The organism is Sphaerothrix gracilis Ecp01 (assembly GCF_030405905.1).
Taxonomy (GTDB): Bacteria; Cyanobacteriota; Cyanobacteriia; order Phormidesmidales; family Phormidesmidaceae; genus Sphaerothrix; species Sphaerothrix gracilis.
The window spans coordinates 136,444-152,252 of the sequence record NZ_JASATW010000004.1; the positions used below are offsets into that span (position 1 = coordinate 136,444).

Annotated in this window: 15 protein-coding genes; 8 read left to right on the top strand and 7 right to left on the bottom strand. The window is 49.1% G+C overall.

The features are described from left to right. Window position 1: 1 nt before the first annotated feature. Together QJQ48_RS05650 and QJQ48_RS05655 are read right to left on the bottom strand one after the other, a co-directional pair. Window positions 2–1,414, bottom strand: coding sequence for a protein kinase domain-containing protein (locus QJQ48_RS05650; protein WP_346290230.1), 1,413 nt, complete (start codon window positions 1,412–1,414; stop codon window positions 2–4). 27 nt (window positions 1,415–1,441) lie between these two features. After that, window positions 1,442–2,503 carry a LysR family transcriptional regulator gene (locus tag QJQ48_RS05655; protein ID WP_346290231.1) on the bottom strand — a complete coding sequence of 354 codons (1,062 nt, stop codon included), beginning with the start codon at window positions 2,501–2,503 and terminating at the stop codon, window positions 1,442–1,444. Between the two features lie 584 nt (window positions 2,504–3,087). Between QJQ48_RS05655 and hrcA the strand changes: the two genes are divergently transcribed. Beyond that, entirely contained in the window at window positions 3,088–4,176 is a 1,089-nt protein-coding gene (hrcA, locus tag QJQ48_RS05660) for a heat-inducible transcriptional repressor HrcA (RefSeq protein ID WP_346290232.1), read from the top strand. Window positions 4,177–4,198: 22 nt separating this feature from the next. Here hrcA and QJQ48_RS05665 read toward each other — a convergent pair whose 3' ends face one another. Beyond that, on the bottom strand, window positions 4,199–4,447 hold the full coding sequence (locus QJQ48_RS05665; RefSeq protein ID WP_346290233.1) for a DUF7219 family protein: 249 nt from the start codon (window positions 4,445–4,447) through the stop codon (window positions 4,199–4,201). Window positions 4,448–4,619: 172 nt separating this feature from the next. Between QJQ48_RS05665 and QJQ48_RS05670 the strand changes: the two genes are divergently transcribed. Beyond that, window positions 4,620–5,039 carry a PH domain-containing protein gene (locus QJQ48_RS05670; protein WP_346290374.1) on the top strand — a complete coding sequence of 140 codons (420 nt, stop codon included), beginning with the start codon at window positions 4,620–4,622 and terminating at the stop codon, window positions 5,037–5,039. Between the two features lie 492 nt (window positions 5,040–5,531). Beyond that, window positions 5,532–7,997 (top strand): EAL domain-containing protein, encoded by a 2,466-nt coding sequence (locus QJQ48_RS05675; protein ID WP_346290234.1) that lies wholly within the window; start codon window positions 5,532–5,534, stop codon window positions 7,995–7,997. A 14-nt stretch (window positions 7,998–8,011) separates the two neighbouring features. Here QJQ48_RS05675 and QJQ48_RS05680 read toward each other — a convergent pair whose 3' ends face one another. Beyond that, window positions 8,012–9,466 (bottom strand): DASH family cryptochrome, encoded by a 1,455-nt coding sequence (locus QJQ48_RS05680; RefSeq protein WP_346290235.1) that lies wholly within the window; start codon window positions 9,464–9,466, stop codon window positions 8,012–8,014. A gap of 340 nt (window positions 9,467–9,806) precedes the next feature. Between QJQ48_RS05680 and QJQ48_RS05685 the strand changes: the two genes are divergently transcribed. Continuing rightward, a complete protein-coding gene (locus tag QJQ48_RS05685) occupies window positions 9,807–10,430 on the top strand; it encodes an esterase/lipase family protein (RefSeq protein ID WP_346290236.1) in 624 nt (207 codons plus the stop codon). A gap of 143 nt (window positions 10,431–10,573) precedes the next feature. After that, the gene (locus QJQ48_RS05690) at window positions 10,574–10,969 is read left to right on the top strand and encodes an ATP-binding protein (protein WP_346290237.1); all 396 of its coding nucleotides are present in this window, start codon (window positions 10,574–10,576) and stop codon (window positions 10,967–10,969) included. Between the two features lie 55 nt (window positions 10,970–11,024). Here the strand turns inward: QJQ48_RS05690 and QJQ48_RS05695 are convergent, their stop codons facing one another. Next, entirely contained in the window at window positions 11,025–11,453 is a 429-nt protein-coding gene (locus QJQ48_RS05695; RefSeq protein ID WP_346290238.1) for a VOC family protein, read from the bottom strand. 86 nt (window positions 11,454–11,539) lie between these two features. Here QJQ48_RS05695 and QJQ48_RS05700 point away from each other — a divergent pair, with 86 nt between their 5' ends. The 3 genes from QJQ48_RS05700 to QJQ48_RS05710 all read left to right on the top strand — a co-directional run bounded on the left by QJQ48_RS05700 (window position 11,540) and on the right by QJQ48_RS05710 (window position 13,662). Beyond that, window positions 11,540–12,319, top strand: coding sequence for a TIGR00297 family protein (locus tag QJQ48_RS05700; protein WP_346290239.1), 780 nt, complete (start codon window positions 11,540–11,542; stop codon window positions 12,317–12,319). Window positions 12,320–12,385: 66 nt separating this feature from the next. Then, window positions 12,386–13,102 carry an NnrU family protein gene (locus tag QJQ48_RS05705; protein WP_346290240.1) on the top strand — a complete coding sequence of 239 codons (717 nt, stop codon included), beginning with the start codon at window positions 12,386–12,388 and terminating at the stop codon, window positions 13,100–13,102. 164 nt (window positions 13,103–13,266) lie between these two features. Further along, window positions 13,267–13,662, top strand: a complete 396-nt coding sequence (locus QJQ48_RS05710) for a thioredoxin family protein (RefSeq protein WP_346290241.1) — start codon at window positions 13,267–13,269, stop codon at window positions 13,660–13,662. Here the strand turns inward: QJQ48_RS05710 and ribD are convergent. Next, window positions 13,659–14,717, bottom strand: coding sequence for a bifunctional diaminohydroxyphosphoribosylaminopyrimidine deaminase/5-amino-6-(5-phosphoribosylamino)uracil reductase RibD (ribD, locus tag QJQ48_RS05715; RefSeq protein WP_346290375.1), 1,059 nt, complete (start codon window positions 14,715–14,717; stop codon window positions 13,659–13,661). The two genes, QJQ48_RS05710 and ribD, sit on opposite strands and share 4 nt — an antisense overlap. Before the next feature lie 494 nt (window positions 14,718–15,211). Then, window positions 15,212–15,424: a hypothetical protein gene (locus tag QJQ48_RS05720; protein ID WP_346290242.1), complete on the bottom strand. Its 213-nt coding sequence runs from the start codon at window positions 15,422–15,424 to the stop codon at window positions 15,212–15,214. Window positions 15,425–15,809 lie beyond the last annotated feature (385 nt).

The following is a 15,809-nucleotide window of genomic DNA, read 5'->3' on the forward strand; positions in this document are numbered from 1 at the left end:
ACTAGAAAAACCTAGCAGTGATTTGGTAAATCAGTCGAAATACAATGGCGATCGCGACTGCCACCAACGCCGCTATTAAAGCAATGATCAAGAGATTTTGCCAAGGATAGAGTCGCAGCAGTAAGGCGATACCAAAGCTGACAGCGGCAATAATCATTAGATCAACCCGCTCAATAATGCGTCGCCACTGCAAAAATACTAAAGCCGCCATGAACAGCAGCCAAACACCGCCGCCGATCAGCGTCGTGCCTAAAAAGCTGATTAAGGCAATTGCCGCTATGCTGCCTTCAAAGCCGGTAAAAGCAGCGCCTGATAGGGTTTCGATTAGAGAAAACTGAGGTTGGGATGCCGCTGCTGGTGGTGATGGGGGCGGGGGCGAGAGCGGAGCAGCAGGCTGGGACTGGATAGAAGTTGGCGGATTGGGCGGGGGTGCTGTGGGCGGAGAAACTGGTGGGCGGGGGGAAGTGGGCTGCTGCAAGGCTCGCAGCGCCACTTGGGCCGAGGGAAAGCGCTGATTGGGGGCAACTTTCAGCATCCGGTTGAGTACCCCAGCCAAGCGGGAACTCACTTGAACACCTTGCTCCCAGTTCCACGTATTGCTGTAGGAATCAAACAGGTCGCTAGCAGGCTTGCCCGTCAGCAGCGTCACGCAGGTAACGGCTAAGGCATATAAATCTGTGGAAGGATACACCGCCCCGCCAGACATCTGCTCGGGTGGGGCAAAGCCCATAGAGTAAATCCCCGTAGACTTGGCCGCGCCTCTCTGACCCTGCGTTACCTGCTTGACCGCGCCAAAATCGAGCAGATAAAGCTTGCCATTGCGATGCCGCATGATATTAGACGGTTTAATATCGCGGTGGATGGTGTGGTTGTCGTGAACAAAGGCCAGCACTTTGAGAATAGAGGTCAAGATCTCTAGAATGTCGGCTTCTGAAAATGGCCCCTGCTGCTCTAGCGCCTGTTCTAAGTCTTGACCGTCAATAAACTCCTGGACTAGATAAAAGAATTCTTCCGGTTGCGAGGTGCCCAAACCAGGAACAACCAGCGGAAAAAAAGCATAGAGATCTGGAATCTGAGGATGGCGATCGCCAAGCGCTTCTAGTACCTGCGCTTCTCGCTCAAAGAGATCTTGAGCTATCTGAAGCTGATCGGGGCTTAGATCGCCTGCAGGCTGAAACTGCTTGACGACGCACTGTCGCATTGTGGGCGTGTAGCGATCGCAGGCCAGATAGGCCGTACCGAAGCCCCCTTGGCCCAGCAGCTTGACCGTTAAATAGCGGCTACCCAATATCAGAGGCATACCGCAGCTAACGCAGAACTTTTGCTGCACCGTCTTCAGGACAGCAGAATTATCAATGTCAGCAAAAGAGTTAATCGGTTTTGGGCAGTTGGGGCGCGTGCAGTGCAGCTCCATGAGGATTTCTTCGTTGAGGAAGATTGGTTAGCTAGAGGAAGATTGAGAATTTGACTGGGATAGCCCAGGATTGGCGACGGTGGCCGTCATCTCAACGGTTTCTTCGGTCTTGGAGGCAGTTTTAGTGCCATTTGCTTTGCTCTTGCTATTCTTACTGAAGTCTAAGACGCGATTGGTAAACTGCGGCAAAATCTCTTTGGTAAAGGCTTCAGCCGCTTTAGAGCGATATCGGCTGGGATTGAAAATGGCCGATAGGGTGCGGTTGACCACGACAGACTCAATCTTGGCCCGGTGTAAAACCCCCATCTGCAGCTCTTTTTCAATCGCAGAGATCGACACAAAAGCCACTCCCAGTCCTGACTGCACCGCGTTCTTGATTGCTTCGATAGAGTTGAGTTCCATCTCAATTTTCAAGCGCCGGGTCTCAATGCCTGAACGCGACAACACCTGATCAATCACTTTGCGAATTGTAGACTGAGAATCTAAAGCAATAAACTTGAGCTTATACAGATCTTCTCGCTGAATCACCTCTTGCCCCGCCAAGGGATGAAAGACCGGCATAATCAGCGCCAGTTCATCCTCAGCGTAGGGAATGATTTCCAGGACGTCCTGTAGCTCAGGCAAAACTTCTCCACCAATAATAGCGAGATCTACCTGACCGTTCGCCACGCTCCAGGACGTCCGGCGAGTTGAGTGTACGTGTAGCTGTACCGCCACATCGGGATACCGCTGACGGAAAAGCCCAATCATGCGGGGCAACAGGTAAGTCCCGGTGGTCTGGCTGGCCCCCACAATCAAAGTCCCGCCTTGTAAGCTTTGCAGATCTTCGATAGCGCGGCAGGTTTCCTGGCACAGGCTCAAAATGCGATCGCCATAGCTCAGCAGCAAATGTCCGGCTTCCGTGAGCTGCGCCCGTCGCCCTCCCCGATCGAACAAAGGTACGTCTAGCTGACGTTCTAGATTTTGAACCTGCAGGCTCACGGCTGGCTGCGATACGTACAGGCTATCTGCGGCCCGCTTGAAACTCCCTTCAGCAGCAATTGCCTTGAGAATACGGAGTTGATCGAGGGTAAAGGGAAGGTCAGACATAATTGCTTAACCTGAAGTTAAAAAAGCTCGAAGGTGAGTAAAAGCGTAAGCTGTAGCGAAACAAGTAAACTGCGCAGCCCCTGAACGTTGCAGATAGGCAATCGAAAACCAATAGAAAATACTGAGGGATCCAGTGATAACTCTGTAGTCCTTAGATTACTTGTTATCCGGGCTGGCTGAAACCAACCAGGATCAAAACCTGTAGGTTCTAAGCAACATCAGAATGTTTGGGACTTTCTGAATTTACCAGGAATTGTGAGTGTTGCCCTAATAGACGCGATCGCGTGCTTGCCTGACTGACGTTGCTCAAACGCCAAACCATCGGCCATTGCCTACTCGCTCATGAGCCGTTAGCCCATCTAGGTCATCGAGGGCCGCTAGCTTTGGCATGAGGCAAAACTTTATCAGCTCATCGGCTATAGTTTTAAGCCTGACCCTGGTTAAATCAACATTTTTGCCGAATCTGATGCCTGCATTGTTTAAGTGTTACGAACTGTACGGCAAAGCTGTGCTGCGAACAGATAGATTTTGGGCATCTGATAAAGTAGTCAGAATAGAAAAAGGGCTTGCTTTAGTATGTTCCTATGCCAATTAAGCTAAAACTCAATACTCGGCAGCAGCAGATATTGTGGGCAACCATTCGTCGTTACGTAGAAACGGCAGAGCCAGTCGGTTCTAAGTCGCTAGCCAAAGAATATGACCTCAAGGTCAGCTCGGCTACGATCCGTAACGCGATGGGTTTTTTGGAAAAGTCAGGTTTGCTTTATCAGCCCCACACTTCAGCAGGGCGCATTCCTTCTGACTCTGGCTATCGCATTTACGTAGATGAGCTAATTCAGCCCTCTGGAAAAATTGGCCGACAGGTAGACCGGCTACTGCGCAGTCAGCTTGACTGGGAAGGCTGGAGCCTTGAGGCTCTCCTACACGGCGCCGCGCAGATTTTATCAACTCTGAGCGGCTATGTCACCTTAATCACGCTGCCCAACACCCATCAGGCCGTCCTCCGTCACCTACAGCTCGTGCAGGTGAGTCCTGGGCAAGGACTACTCATAGTCATGCTAGATTGCTATGGCCCCCAGTCTATCTTGATCCAGCTCCCCCATAGACTGGACGAAGCGGCTGCCCAATCGGAGCAGCTAGACCGGGAACTACAGCTTTTATCTAATTTTCTCAATACTCATCTCAAAGGGCGGACTCTAAGCGAAGTGACGCTACTGGACTGGAGCGAGCTAGACCAGAAATTTCAGCGCTATGCTAAAACGCTGAGACAGGCGGTCACTAATCTTTCTCGCCGGAGTCAAGCCCCTGCTTCCACCCAAATGATGGTCAGCGGCCTGGCTGAAGTACTGCGACAGCCAGAGTTCTCTGAGTCTCATCAGGTACAGGCAATCGTGCAGCTGCTAGAGGAAGAGCAAAAGCAGATTTGGCCGCTCATCTTCGAGGCAGAAGATACGCTGGGCACAGACTCTGGCGTCCGCATTTGGATTGGTTCCGAGAATCCTATTGAACCAATGCAAAGCTGTGCCTTAGTCACCGCTATGTATCGCCGTGACTCAGTTCCCGTAGGCAGCGTCGGCATTTTGGGTCCTACGCGAATGCTGTATGAAAATGCGATCGCGGTTGTAGAAGCGGCAGCGGATTATCTCTCTAAAGCTATCAGCCAGCCAGCTTGAGAACTCCATCTCAGGCATAGATTCAGGAGTTTTCAGAGTGAAAGGGATGCTCCCCCAGCTTTAAGCCTTGCTTAGAAGCCTCTAAAGTTTGCCAGAGTTCATAGATAGCCTCGTAGGCTGCCTGGGACTTAAGTTTGCCGCTGGTTTCTAAATTGCAAATATGGTTTACGCGCTGGGCAAATTCTTGCAAATTGGCGTTGAAGGCTAGATTCTCTGGCTGCACGTCACCCCGGTAGGCGGAGCGAGGATTGATAAAGTCGTCAGCACTCATCTGACAAAGTCTCCATAGTTTAGACTGCCTTAACCATAGCGGAATGGCCTATAGCCGACGCTTCCATCTGTCTATGGGTTCTTGAGAAAGTTTAAGAACTTGATGAAATCTCTGAAATGGTCAGTGGGCAAGTCGTAGGAGTTGCTATGAGATTTATAGTGGGTATTTGGTGATGACTTATCTCCGCGAAATTCATCCTTCCCCTTTGAGAAGCTATCCTATTTTCTACGGCGCTCTGATTTTTCTGATGCTTATCGGGTTTAATCAAAAGCTGCCATTTCCGCTAGCAAAGATGAGCGCAGCAGCTCTAGTAAGCTGGCATTTATACTGCTCTACTACCACCTTAGTTCTAAATGATGACCATCTAATCTACAAAAGAGGCGTTTTCTCTCATAAAGAGACAACCGTTGACTATTTAGACATTATGGACATTGATGTTGAGCAGAACTTAGTTCAGCGTTTTTTAGATACGGGAACGCTTAAAGTTGCCAACTCGGGCACAGGCAGCTTTGAGATCAAGATAAAAAATGTGCCAAGACCTTATTTGATTTGTGATGAAATTCATCAGCTAAAGCAGCACCCTGCTTACTAAAAACTAGACAGTTGCAAGAGCTAAAAACTCCGAAAAAGCTACTTGCGCTCCTAACAATAAGCTTCAGACTTTGCCTTTATCTACGCTTGGATGTCAGCTAGAATTTAGCACTTGCCAAGCTGAGTTTTCTCGGTAGATCTGCAACCGTGGCACTCGTCACCGCAATGAGGTAGGCTGCGTGAGCCGTTGAGTTCAGTCTTGCCTGTATTGTTCAAGAACTTCCTACGCGTTATGGCGTAGGAAGTTTGCGTCTTAGCAGAAATTTGAGAGATTCTCTGCCCCTGGCAAATCTAAAAAAGTTCTTTAGTTCCCCGAAAAAACACGGTTTTATATTCCGTAACATCAAGGTAAAAATAAGATTTTTCTGTCTGGCAATAGTTTATATGGCTCTATTGTCGGCGGCGGTATTATAGCGAATAGATATTAGAAGCAGATTGATTCTAGCTGCGAGTGGCGGCGCGAACTCCTTTTATTTATGCATCTCCAACGGATATGAAAGACGAAAATAAGTCCTTCCACTTTCTCATCGTGACGGAGCAAAAAGCTCAAAGAGTGCTCTATCTTGAAAAGTGTGTTTATTCAATTGGCCGTAGCTCAAAAAACTCAATTGTATTAAGTTCAAAGGGCGTTTCCCGATGCCATGCCCATCTCTATCAAATTAGAAACTCTGAAGATAACGGCTTTCACTTTCGCATTGTAGACGGTAACTTGAAAGGCGATCGCAGCACCAACGGATTGACAGTCAACGGCCAACCGCATTTCTCTAAAAATTTAGAACATGGTGATAAAATTCAGCTATGTCGAGGCACCTGTATCCGATATTACAAGCTTAATAATCTGCGCGAGCTAAATTCAATTCGAGTGCATCGTGATAGTCAAAAAGAGCAGGCACGTTCAATCACTCGTCAGACAGTTGTCACTACAAGCGTAATTGATAGTAGGCTGGAAAGCTTTCCTAAAGCAGAACTATTTCATATTGCTTCCTTCTTAGAATTAATTCCTACTCCTATTATTGAAATCTCTTTATCTGGAACTATTTCTTACTGTAACTTAGCCTCTAGAAAAGTATTCTCTAATCTATTAAGTCAAAAAAATCAGCATCCTGTTCTAGCCGGCTTAACACCTGCCTTTCAACAAAATACCCAGGCCAAAAGTCTATTTAGAGAAGTGAAAGTCGGCGATCGCATCTTCGAGCAGTTTGCCTGCTTAATTTGTGAGATGAATGTAATTCGCAGCTACATCTTCGACGTTACTAAAAAAAATCAGACAAAGGTTCAGCTTTGCGAAAGTCAGGGCAAAGAACAAGCACTTTTAGAGGCGATTCCAGATTTAATTGTTGATCTCAATTCACAGGGCAATATTTTACGGGTCAAGCCCTCCAAGGATCCCCATTTGACGCTGTTGACCGAGCAGCATGTAGGACGCAACATTGCCGAAGCGCTGCCGACCCCCATTGCGCAGCAGTTGTTCACGGGCATTCGGGCAACGCTGAATTCGCAAGAAACCTATACGTTTGACTGCAAGTTCCTTTCCCAAACGGAGCAGCCCCTTTATTGCGAAGTTCGCATCGTTTGGAACAGTAATCAAGAGCTTTTAGCTATTATTCGCAATATTACTAAACGCAAAACGTTTGAGCAGCGCCTTCGACATGAGGCCCTCCACGATCACTTGACGGGATTGCTGAATCGGCAGTCTTTCTTAGAGCGGGTAGACCATGTGATCAAGCTGTCTAAAAGGCGTAAAAGCTATTTATTTGCCGTTTTGTTTATCGATCTCGATCGGTTCAAAATGGTGAACGATAGTCTAGGTCATTTAGTGGGCGATCAGCTTTTAGTCGCGATCGCCCAAAAATTAACAACCTGCTTGCGTGCTGGCGATACGGTTGCTCGACTCGGCGGAGATGAGTTCACGGTGCTGCTAGAAGATCTCAGCAGCATTCAAGAAGCTAACGAAATTGCTGAGCGGATTATTCAGGCCCTGTCTGCCCCCACCGTCATAGACCAGCATGAAATATTTGTCAGTGCTAGCGTAGGCATCGCCTTTAGTGAGCCCAGCTACGATCAAGCCGACCAGCTTCTCAGAGATGCCGATACCGCTATGTATCAGGCTAAAGCTCGTGGTCGCTCTCGCTATGAACAGTTTAGTCAAGATATGCACAAGCATATGGTGGGCTTGCTGCAGTTAGACAATGATTTGCGCCGAGCTATCGAGCGGCAAGAGTTTCAGCTTTACTATCAGCCAATAGTCGCTTTAGACAAAGGTTCGATTGTTGGCTTTGAAGCTTTAATTCGCTGGCAGCATCCACAGCAGGGACTTGTTTTACCAGACAAGTTTATTAAAATCGCTGAAGAAACAGGGCTAATTTTACCCATTGGGGAGTGGATAATCTTTGAAGCCTGTCGGCAACTCTATGAATGGCAGCAGGTACTGCCGCAGGCAGAAGCCTTAACTATGAACGTCAACCTGTCTAGCAAGCAGTTTAATAGCCCCCATTTGGCAAAGCAAATAGAGCGAGCCTTGCACCAAACCTGCCTCAAGCCTGAGCGCCTCAAGTTAGAGATTACTGAAGGCGTGCTCATGGAGAATACCCAGCTTTCCAAAAGCACATTGTTTCAGCTCAGGGATTTAGGTCTACAGATTTGTATTGATGACTTTGGCACCGGCTATTCCTCTCTGAGCTATTTGCATCGGTTTCCCATAAACGCGCTCAAGGTCGATCGCTCCTTCATCGGCGTCATGGATACAAATGACGAGAACTCAGGCATAGTCATTACGCAAACCATCACCACACTGGCTCACCACCTGGGCGTCGACGTAGTTGCAGAGGGCATTGAGACAGCTAAGCAGCTTGACTTAGCGAGAACCTTTCGCTGTCAGTATGGTCAGGGCTACTTCTTTTCAAAACCAGTCGATCAGCAGCAGGCTCAAGCCCTGATTGCTCGCAATCCCAGGTGGTAAAAGACAGCTTAATATTAAGCCTTAGCTTGGTTGTAAATTGCCTCGTTGGCCTTGACCGACTTTCCTAAATCCACTACCGGGTTGGGATAGTCAACCCCAAGCTGCAGGTGGAAGCGCTTTTGCTCTGCTGGTTTTAGCTGATAAGGTTCATGCACTTTTGGGGCGGGAACATCACTGAGTTCAGGTAGCCAGTGCTTCACATATTGGCCTTCTGGATCGTAATCTTTAGCCTGCTTAGGAATATTAAAATAGCGGAATCCTCTGGCATCGTTACCGACTCCTGCCGTATAGTTCCAGTTACCGTAGTTGCTGCAAACGTCGTAATCAATTAGCTTTGACTCGAACCACTCAGCCCCCATACGCCAATCAATGCCCAAGTTTTTGGTCAGAAAGCTGGCAACGTTTTGACGGCCTCGATTTGACATGAAGCCCGTTCGGTTCAGTTCTTGCATGTTGGCATCAACTAAAGGAAATCCGGTCTGTCCCTGCCGCCAGCGTTCAAATCGCTCACCATCCTGCTTCCACTCAATTTCAAGACCGCGAATGCCAGAGGCCCGAAAAATGCGATCGCCATATTTGACGCAAACAAAGCGAAAATAATCGCGCCAAAGCAGCTCAAAAATCAGCCAGTAAGTAGAATTATTCTTAACCCGCTCCGCTTCATATTGCTGCACCGCCTCATAGATGCGCCGGGGCGAGAGGCAGCCCATCGCTAGCCAAGGTGAAAATTTAGAGGAGTAGTCAGCTCCCAACATGCCGTTGCGGGTTTGCTTATAGTCTTTGAGACAGTCAGCCTGCCAAAAATAATGCTGCAATCTTTCCAAGCCTGCCGTTTCGCCCCCCTTAAATTCGATTACCGCCCGCGAATCAGCCTGAGGCGGCTCTAGGGCGAATGATGCCAAAGTTGGCAGCTTACCCGGATCTAGCTCTCTCGGCAGTTTGGGCACGGCTTCGGGCGTCGCGAAAGTTGGATAGACGGCCCAGCTTTTCTCGACCTGTTTGCGAAACGTGGTGAAAACATCCGGCAGCTGCTCTGGATCGAACGGCAAATCATCAATGTGAACCAGGGTAGATCCCCAAAACACTTCTGATTCTACGCCTAGCTGGTCTAAAGCTGTCTCCAGCGCCGTTTCGACTGCGACCTCTTCCGCGGTCACTTCTTCGTGCCAGTAGACTGCGTCAACGCTCAGCTCTTTGACTAGCTGCGGAATCACTCGCTCAGGATGACCTTGGCGGATGACCAAGTTGCTGCCGATCGCCTTTAGCGATCGCCTGAGAGCAGCGACGCTTTCTAACAAGAATTGGAGCCGGAAGGCTCCTGTTTTGGGAAAGCCAAAAGAAGTTTCAGCAAACTGCCTCGGATCAAAGCAGTAAAGCGGGATGACTTGAGCCTGCTTTTGGAGTGCTTGATTGATTGGTTCGTGATCGTGAATACGCAGATCGTTGCGATACCAGACAAGAATACGCATTGAGCGAGGTTAGCAAGGCTTTGTGAATCAGCCTTAGCATTTTAAAGAAAAGCTAACGAAACTGACTAGGTGACGCCCGATGGATTTTAAAACCGTCAGCCAGACGCTGCCTCAATACTTTTGTCCCCCTTCGTGGCTTCAAGTCTTGACCGCTAGAAGGGCTATTCATGAAAATCTTAGCGCTGTTGCGAAAGCTAGAGCTTTAGGTCAATAGTTTTCAAGCCTTTAGCTGAGGGCTGCTGGAGGTATCCACTGCCTGTCCTAAAACTGTCCTCAGCTTCGGCTAGGATAGATGTGGTTTGCTTACAGTAATAGAGGTAAGCCCTTTTCCCAAAGCATTATGTCATCCATCCGCCGCAATCCACTGGTTCTGATTCACGGTATTGATGATACAGTCACTGTTTTTGATCCGGCTATTGCTTATTTACGACAGCAGGGGTGGTCTTCCTTTCATCCGCTCAACTTAACACCCAACAACGGAAATGCCGGCTTAGACGTATTAGCGATTCAGGTTGCAGACTACATCGAGCAACATTTCGCTGCTGAACAACCAGTAGATTTACTGGGATTTAGTATGGGAGGCTTAGTCAGCCGGTACTATATTCAGCGATTAGGAGGGGCTAAGCGAGTCGCTCGATTTGTAACGGTTTCCGCGCCTCACCAAGGCTCCTGGTTGGCCTATGGACGCTGGAATCCGGGCTGTCAGCAGATGCGACCCAACAGCCCATTCATTCAAAATCTCAATCAAGATCTCAGGGTGCTATCGCAGATTGAATTTACCTCTATCTGGACTCCCTATGATCTGATGATCGTGCCTGCAGAAAGTTCTCGACTGCCTGTAGGGCAAGAAATTAAAGTGCCGGTTCTGACCCATTCGGGTATGCTAACTAGCAAAAACAGCCTAGTGGCTATTCGTTCTGCCCTAATGTCTTCTAAAGTATCGGATATTGCTTTGTCTGCTTGAATTACGGCAACAGAACTGCGCGAACAGTTAATATCATTTTGAGCCTCAGGGCATCTAACAGCTCGCCGTACGCGTCAAGGATTTTTTCAGCGTTGAAACTCATTCAGAAGCGCCGTTTCCAGACGAGGACGGATCTAAAAGATTTGGATAAAGTTCTGGCGTGGTTTGATCACTTCCAGAACTTAGCCCAATATCCAATTCCAGAGAACGTCTGGCTGCAGTGTCAGTTAGCTCTGGTAGAAGGATTTACTAATGCGGTTCGCCACGCCCACCAAAGCTTAGCGGCAGAAACGCCGATTGAAATTGAAGTCGTCATCTTTTCAGAGGCCCTGGAAATTTATATTTGGGATCGGGGGCCGGGCTTTGATGTTCAGAACTGGCTGCGTAAGACGCCCCAGGTGATCGACAAAGATTCTGAAGGTGGACGGGGACTACGGCTGATGGAGCGAATTGCCGATCGCTTTACCTATACGCCTGAAACCAACGGCCGCAACTGTCTATACATCCGGAAAAGCTATCGGCCTATCGAGACTGACTAGTGGCCCAGCTAGCGGCCATGCAAGATAAGCCGGGAAAAGAGCAAAGCTAAAAAGCCTATATATCCCCCACGCGGGCGTACTCAGTTTCGCCAAAGATAGCGCTTTCGTGGCAGTAGAACTTAAACTCCAAAAGATTGTGGAAAGGATCTTCTAGGAAAAATGTGCGATGCTCCAGCGGCGTCTCGACAAAGCGGCGCTTGGGCGACTGATGAAAAGTTAAATTTTGAGACTGCGCTCTAGCGAGGAGCGCTTCCCAATCAGCTTCTTGTCGAAAAACTAGGCCAAAGTGGCGAGGATAGATCCCCCGCTGAGGCTCTAGCGACTCGTGGGTGAGATGGGCAACGAGCTGATGACCCGCCAAGTTTAAGATAACTGAACCCGGTGTTTCTCGGCCCACGTCACAGCCTAGCCCCTCGGCATAGAATTCTTTAGCTTTAGCAATTTCAGATACCGGAAAAGCCAAATGGAAAAGAATAGAGGACATAGCGCCAGTCGATTACATACTCTAGACTCATCTTAGATCGCTCTCCAGGCTTTAGACTGCTGTTGTAGGTTTGCGCGTTCAGCTTTATGCCAGTTTTGTCAGCTATTAGCCCTTGGTGGATTGCGATCGCCCTCAATAGCTTGCTGCTGGCGATTGCTTTTCTGGTTCCCAAAAAGCTGCTGACACCAGCGGGCTATTTCCACGCTTGGCTGCTCGGTGTTTTGGTGTGGAGCTGTTTAGGCTGGCGGGGTTACAGCGTTGTCATGTTTTACTTTCTGATGGGGTCTGCTGTCACCCGGATCGGCATGGTCAAAAAAGAAGCTGCGGGCATCGCTGAAAAGCGATCGGGGGCACGCGGGCCAGAGAATGTTTGGGGATCGGCGCTGACGGCAACTCTCTGTGCGTTAGGGATTTGGCTATTGACCTACTGGAGCACCGATCCAAGTCGGTCTGTTTGGATAGCCTCGTTGTCCCTAGGCTATGTAGCTAGCTTCAGCACCAAGCTGTCGGACACCTGTGCCAGTGAAGTGGGTAAAGCCTACGGTAAGCGCACCTTTCTAATTACAACGCTGCAGCCAGTTCCTGCTGGCACCGAGGGCGCCGTTAGCTTGGAAGGCACTTTGGCCGGGGCAGTGGCTTCTGGAGCGATCGCGCTTCTGGGCTGGCTGGTAGGACTGATAAGTCCCCTCGATATTGGCATTTGCATCGTGGCTGCTTTTATCGCCACTAATTTAGAGAGCCTAATTGGGGCAACGCTGCAGGAACGCTTTAACTGGCTGACAAATGAGGTGGTCAATATCATCAACACGCTGCTGGGAGCAGCAACCGCAATTATTTTGGGTTGGCTGCTAGTCGCTATTGGTTAACCCCTAAAATTAACTATAGAGACATTTTGCCTAAAACAAGCGCCGAGACATTTTGGCCACTCCTCTATGACTGATTTTGCCTGGTTGACGACTAGCCACTTCATAATGCTGGGGCTGCTGCTGTTGTTTGCGATCGCCCATAGCGGGCTAGCAGCGCTAAGACCTAAAGGAGAGACTTTGATAGGAGCACGGGCCTATCGGGTCTTGTTTGCTCTAGTCAGTTTGCCCCTGGCCTCAGGACTAATTATCTACTTTATCAATCACCGCTACGACGGTTTGCGACTGTGGAATCTACAGGGCACGCCGGGCATGCAAACGACAGTGTGGGTGCTATCGGCCATTTCTTTTCTCTTTTTATATCCGGCTACTTTTAATCTGCTGGAGGTAGCCGCCATCAGTAAACCCCAGGTGCATCTCTACGAGACTGGCATCATTCGCATCACCCGTCACCCCCAAATGGTAGGACAGGTAATTTGGTGTATAGCCCATGCTCTCTGGCTCGGCACCTCGTTTATGATAGTCACCTGTGCGGGGTTGATTCTGCATCATCTGTTTGCGGTGTGGCATGGTGATCGCCGCTGGAGCGATCGCTATGGCGAAGCGTTTGCAGCCGTGAAGCAGCGGACTTCCGTGATCCCGTTTTTAGCGATCGCCCAGGGCAAACAGTCTCTGAAACTGCAAGAATTTCTCCGCCCTGCTTACTTAGGCGTCAGCGCCTTTGTGTTGTTGTTTTGGTGGCTGCACCCAGCCCTGATTCAGGCTACTCGCGCGACAGGCTGGTAGCAGCTAAGCAACTTTGGGCTTTAGGGACTTACTACAGTTTCAGCTTCATGTTATAGGAAAACAACAAATCTCAAATCCTAGGTATTTTTTTATGGTCTGCCCACTTTATAATGATCCCAAGCCTTAAAACAGTATTTATTCATCCACCTGATTTAACTGAACAAATGTCTTCATCCGTCAATGACACCACATTTAAAAACCAAGTTTTGCAGTCTTCTATTCCGGTTCTAGTGCATTTTTGGGCACCTTGGTGCGGGTTGTGTCGTATGATCAAACCTCTGCTGAATAACTTTCAGACAGAGTGGGAAGGTCAGGTCAGAGTCGTTAATGTTAATGCTGATGAAAATTTGAAGCTAGCTAATTTTTATCGCCTCACGACGCTACCCACCCTGCTTTTTGTTGAAAATGGAGAGGTGTGTGAACGCTTAGATAGCTTTCGCGGACGCGAAGACCTACGGCAGGCGCTAGATGCAATTATGCGGAGTCGAGCCGTTACCAGCTATCTCACTTCCAGCAGCTTGAGCATTCCCGTCCCGTCAGAAGTTCCCCTACGAGACTAAGCTAGATAGCCCTCTACCAGCAGGTCGCTGCCAATCATTTGCCAGTGTAGGCGCTCTAGCGGTCGGGCCTGTGTCATCGCCGTTAAACCCAAGTCTCCTACCGGGGATGGTGCACCTTGACCACCAATAATCTTGGGTGCGACAAAGGCCAAAACTTTTTGTACGGCTGCAGCGGCGATCGCCGCTGCGGCCAGTCGTCCGCCACACTCCCACAGTACAGATAGTAGTTGGCGCTGATATAGATATTCCATCGCAGTTGCCGGCGTCAGGGAATCTAACGCTACCACCTCTACCCCTTTTTGCCTAAGCTGATCTTGCAGTTGGGGATTAGCGCCGGTTTGGGTAAGCACCAGAGTTTTAGCAACTTCAACCTGCCAGAGATTAGCCGTGAGCGGCAAGTTGAGCTGCTGGCTCATCACGACCCGCAGCGGATTGCGATCGCTTTGGCCGTGGCTGGTGAGATGGGGGTTATCCCGCCGCAGCGTATTGCCGCCGATGATGACGGCGTCACAGACAGCCCGTAGCTGATGCACCCTCGTTCGAGCCGCCGGGCCGGTCACCCAGGCGCTGTGTCCAGACGTTGCCGCAATCTTGCCGTCCAAAGTCATGGCGTATTTGAGAATGCCGAAGGGGCGATGGTGCTGAATTCGATGGACGAAAGCCTCATTAAGCTGTAGGCAGGCCGCTTCTTCTAAACCGACTATCACCTCAAGACCGGCTTCTCGCAGGCGGGCAACGCCCTGACCCGAAACGCGCTCATCGGGATCAATCATGCCGACATAAACCCGGCGAATACCAGCCTGAATCACGGCTTCGGTGCAGGGGGGGGTGCGCCCATAGTGATTGCAGGGTTCCAAATTAACATAGAGGGTGCCCCCAACGGCGCGATCGCCTGCGGCTCTGAGCGCAAAGACCTCTGCGTGAGGCTGCCCGGCCTGAGGATGATATCCCTCTCCCACCACCTCAGTCTCCTGAGTGATGACTGCACCTACCAGCGGATTGGGAGCCGTATAACCTGCTGCCTGCTGCGCTAGGGATAAACAGCGCTGCATCATGGCGCGATTGAAATCGGTAAACAAAGCGGTACTCACTCTTGCGGCTGCGAAGCTTCTGTCTCAGCCTATCGCAGATGCACGGCCCCTTTGCGCTCTAGCGACTGTACGTTTAGACCCCAGGAACCTAAATGGGCGGTTTGGGGTCATGTGTCATACAGCCAACTGTCGTTGCTACAGTTATTGAGGTTGGTCAGTCAGCTTTTAGCAGGCTGCTGCTGGCAGGAAGCGATCGCCGCCAATGGGCTAGGTTGCTATCATTGCAGTCTCTTGACTACGGAGCGAACGCCAAAGAAAGCGTTGGTAGAAACCCTTAGAATTTTTGAAAAAACAGTCTGGATTTAATCCCCTATCCAGTCAATCTATTTAGCGAAATTTTCCAGCTTCAAGTATTAGAAATCTCGCTTTGATAAACCAAGTTAACTGTTAGGCTATGGCTGTATACAAGCCTGCTACAGCGTTTTTTTGTCTTTTTTGCCAACAGGATAGAAAAAAGTTTAGGCAGAAGCCCACTCTGTATCTTTTTCCTGATGAGTTCTTTGAAAAACTTTCTTGTACAGAATAGACGGCAGCGTTATCGGCCAGAGAACAGTCGCTAGAAAGATTACCAGCCATAGGCCCATATCGGCCTTATCAGCGGCTTCGTCCTTCACCAGGCCACGTAGCAAAACTGAAAAAACAAAGGAAGCAGGTAAAAAATAAAACATCATCTTTAGTAAAGCTGAGAAGGTCTTCTGTTATGAATTAGTCTCCCTTTTTTCTGCCAGAAAGGCTTGGGAAAGATTACTGATTTTTGAGTCAGTGTATATGCGGAAACTGAGTGCCTACAGGCTCCGTAGATCCCACAAATTTTCTCAAGCTAATTACTTAGAAGCGGCGCAACCAGTGTTATTCTTACTTTTCAGTCAGCTAATTTAATTCAAACAAGCGCGTACTCTGAATAAATTTTCCAGTTTGCCTCTAAAGACAGATATCAGAGCAAATTTATTTGAATAGCATCTGTTACAGCTTGTTAAGCCAAAAGTATCCTTGAATTAGCTTAGATGCTTGACTACGGGTTTAGCGACTTGCCTATTTTAGTTATCAGGTGATAGA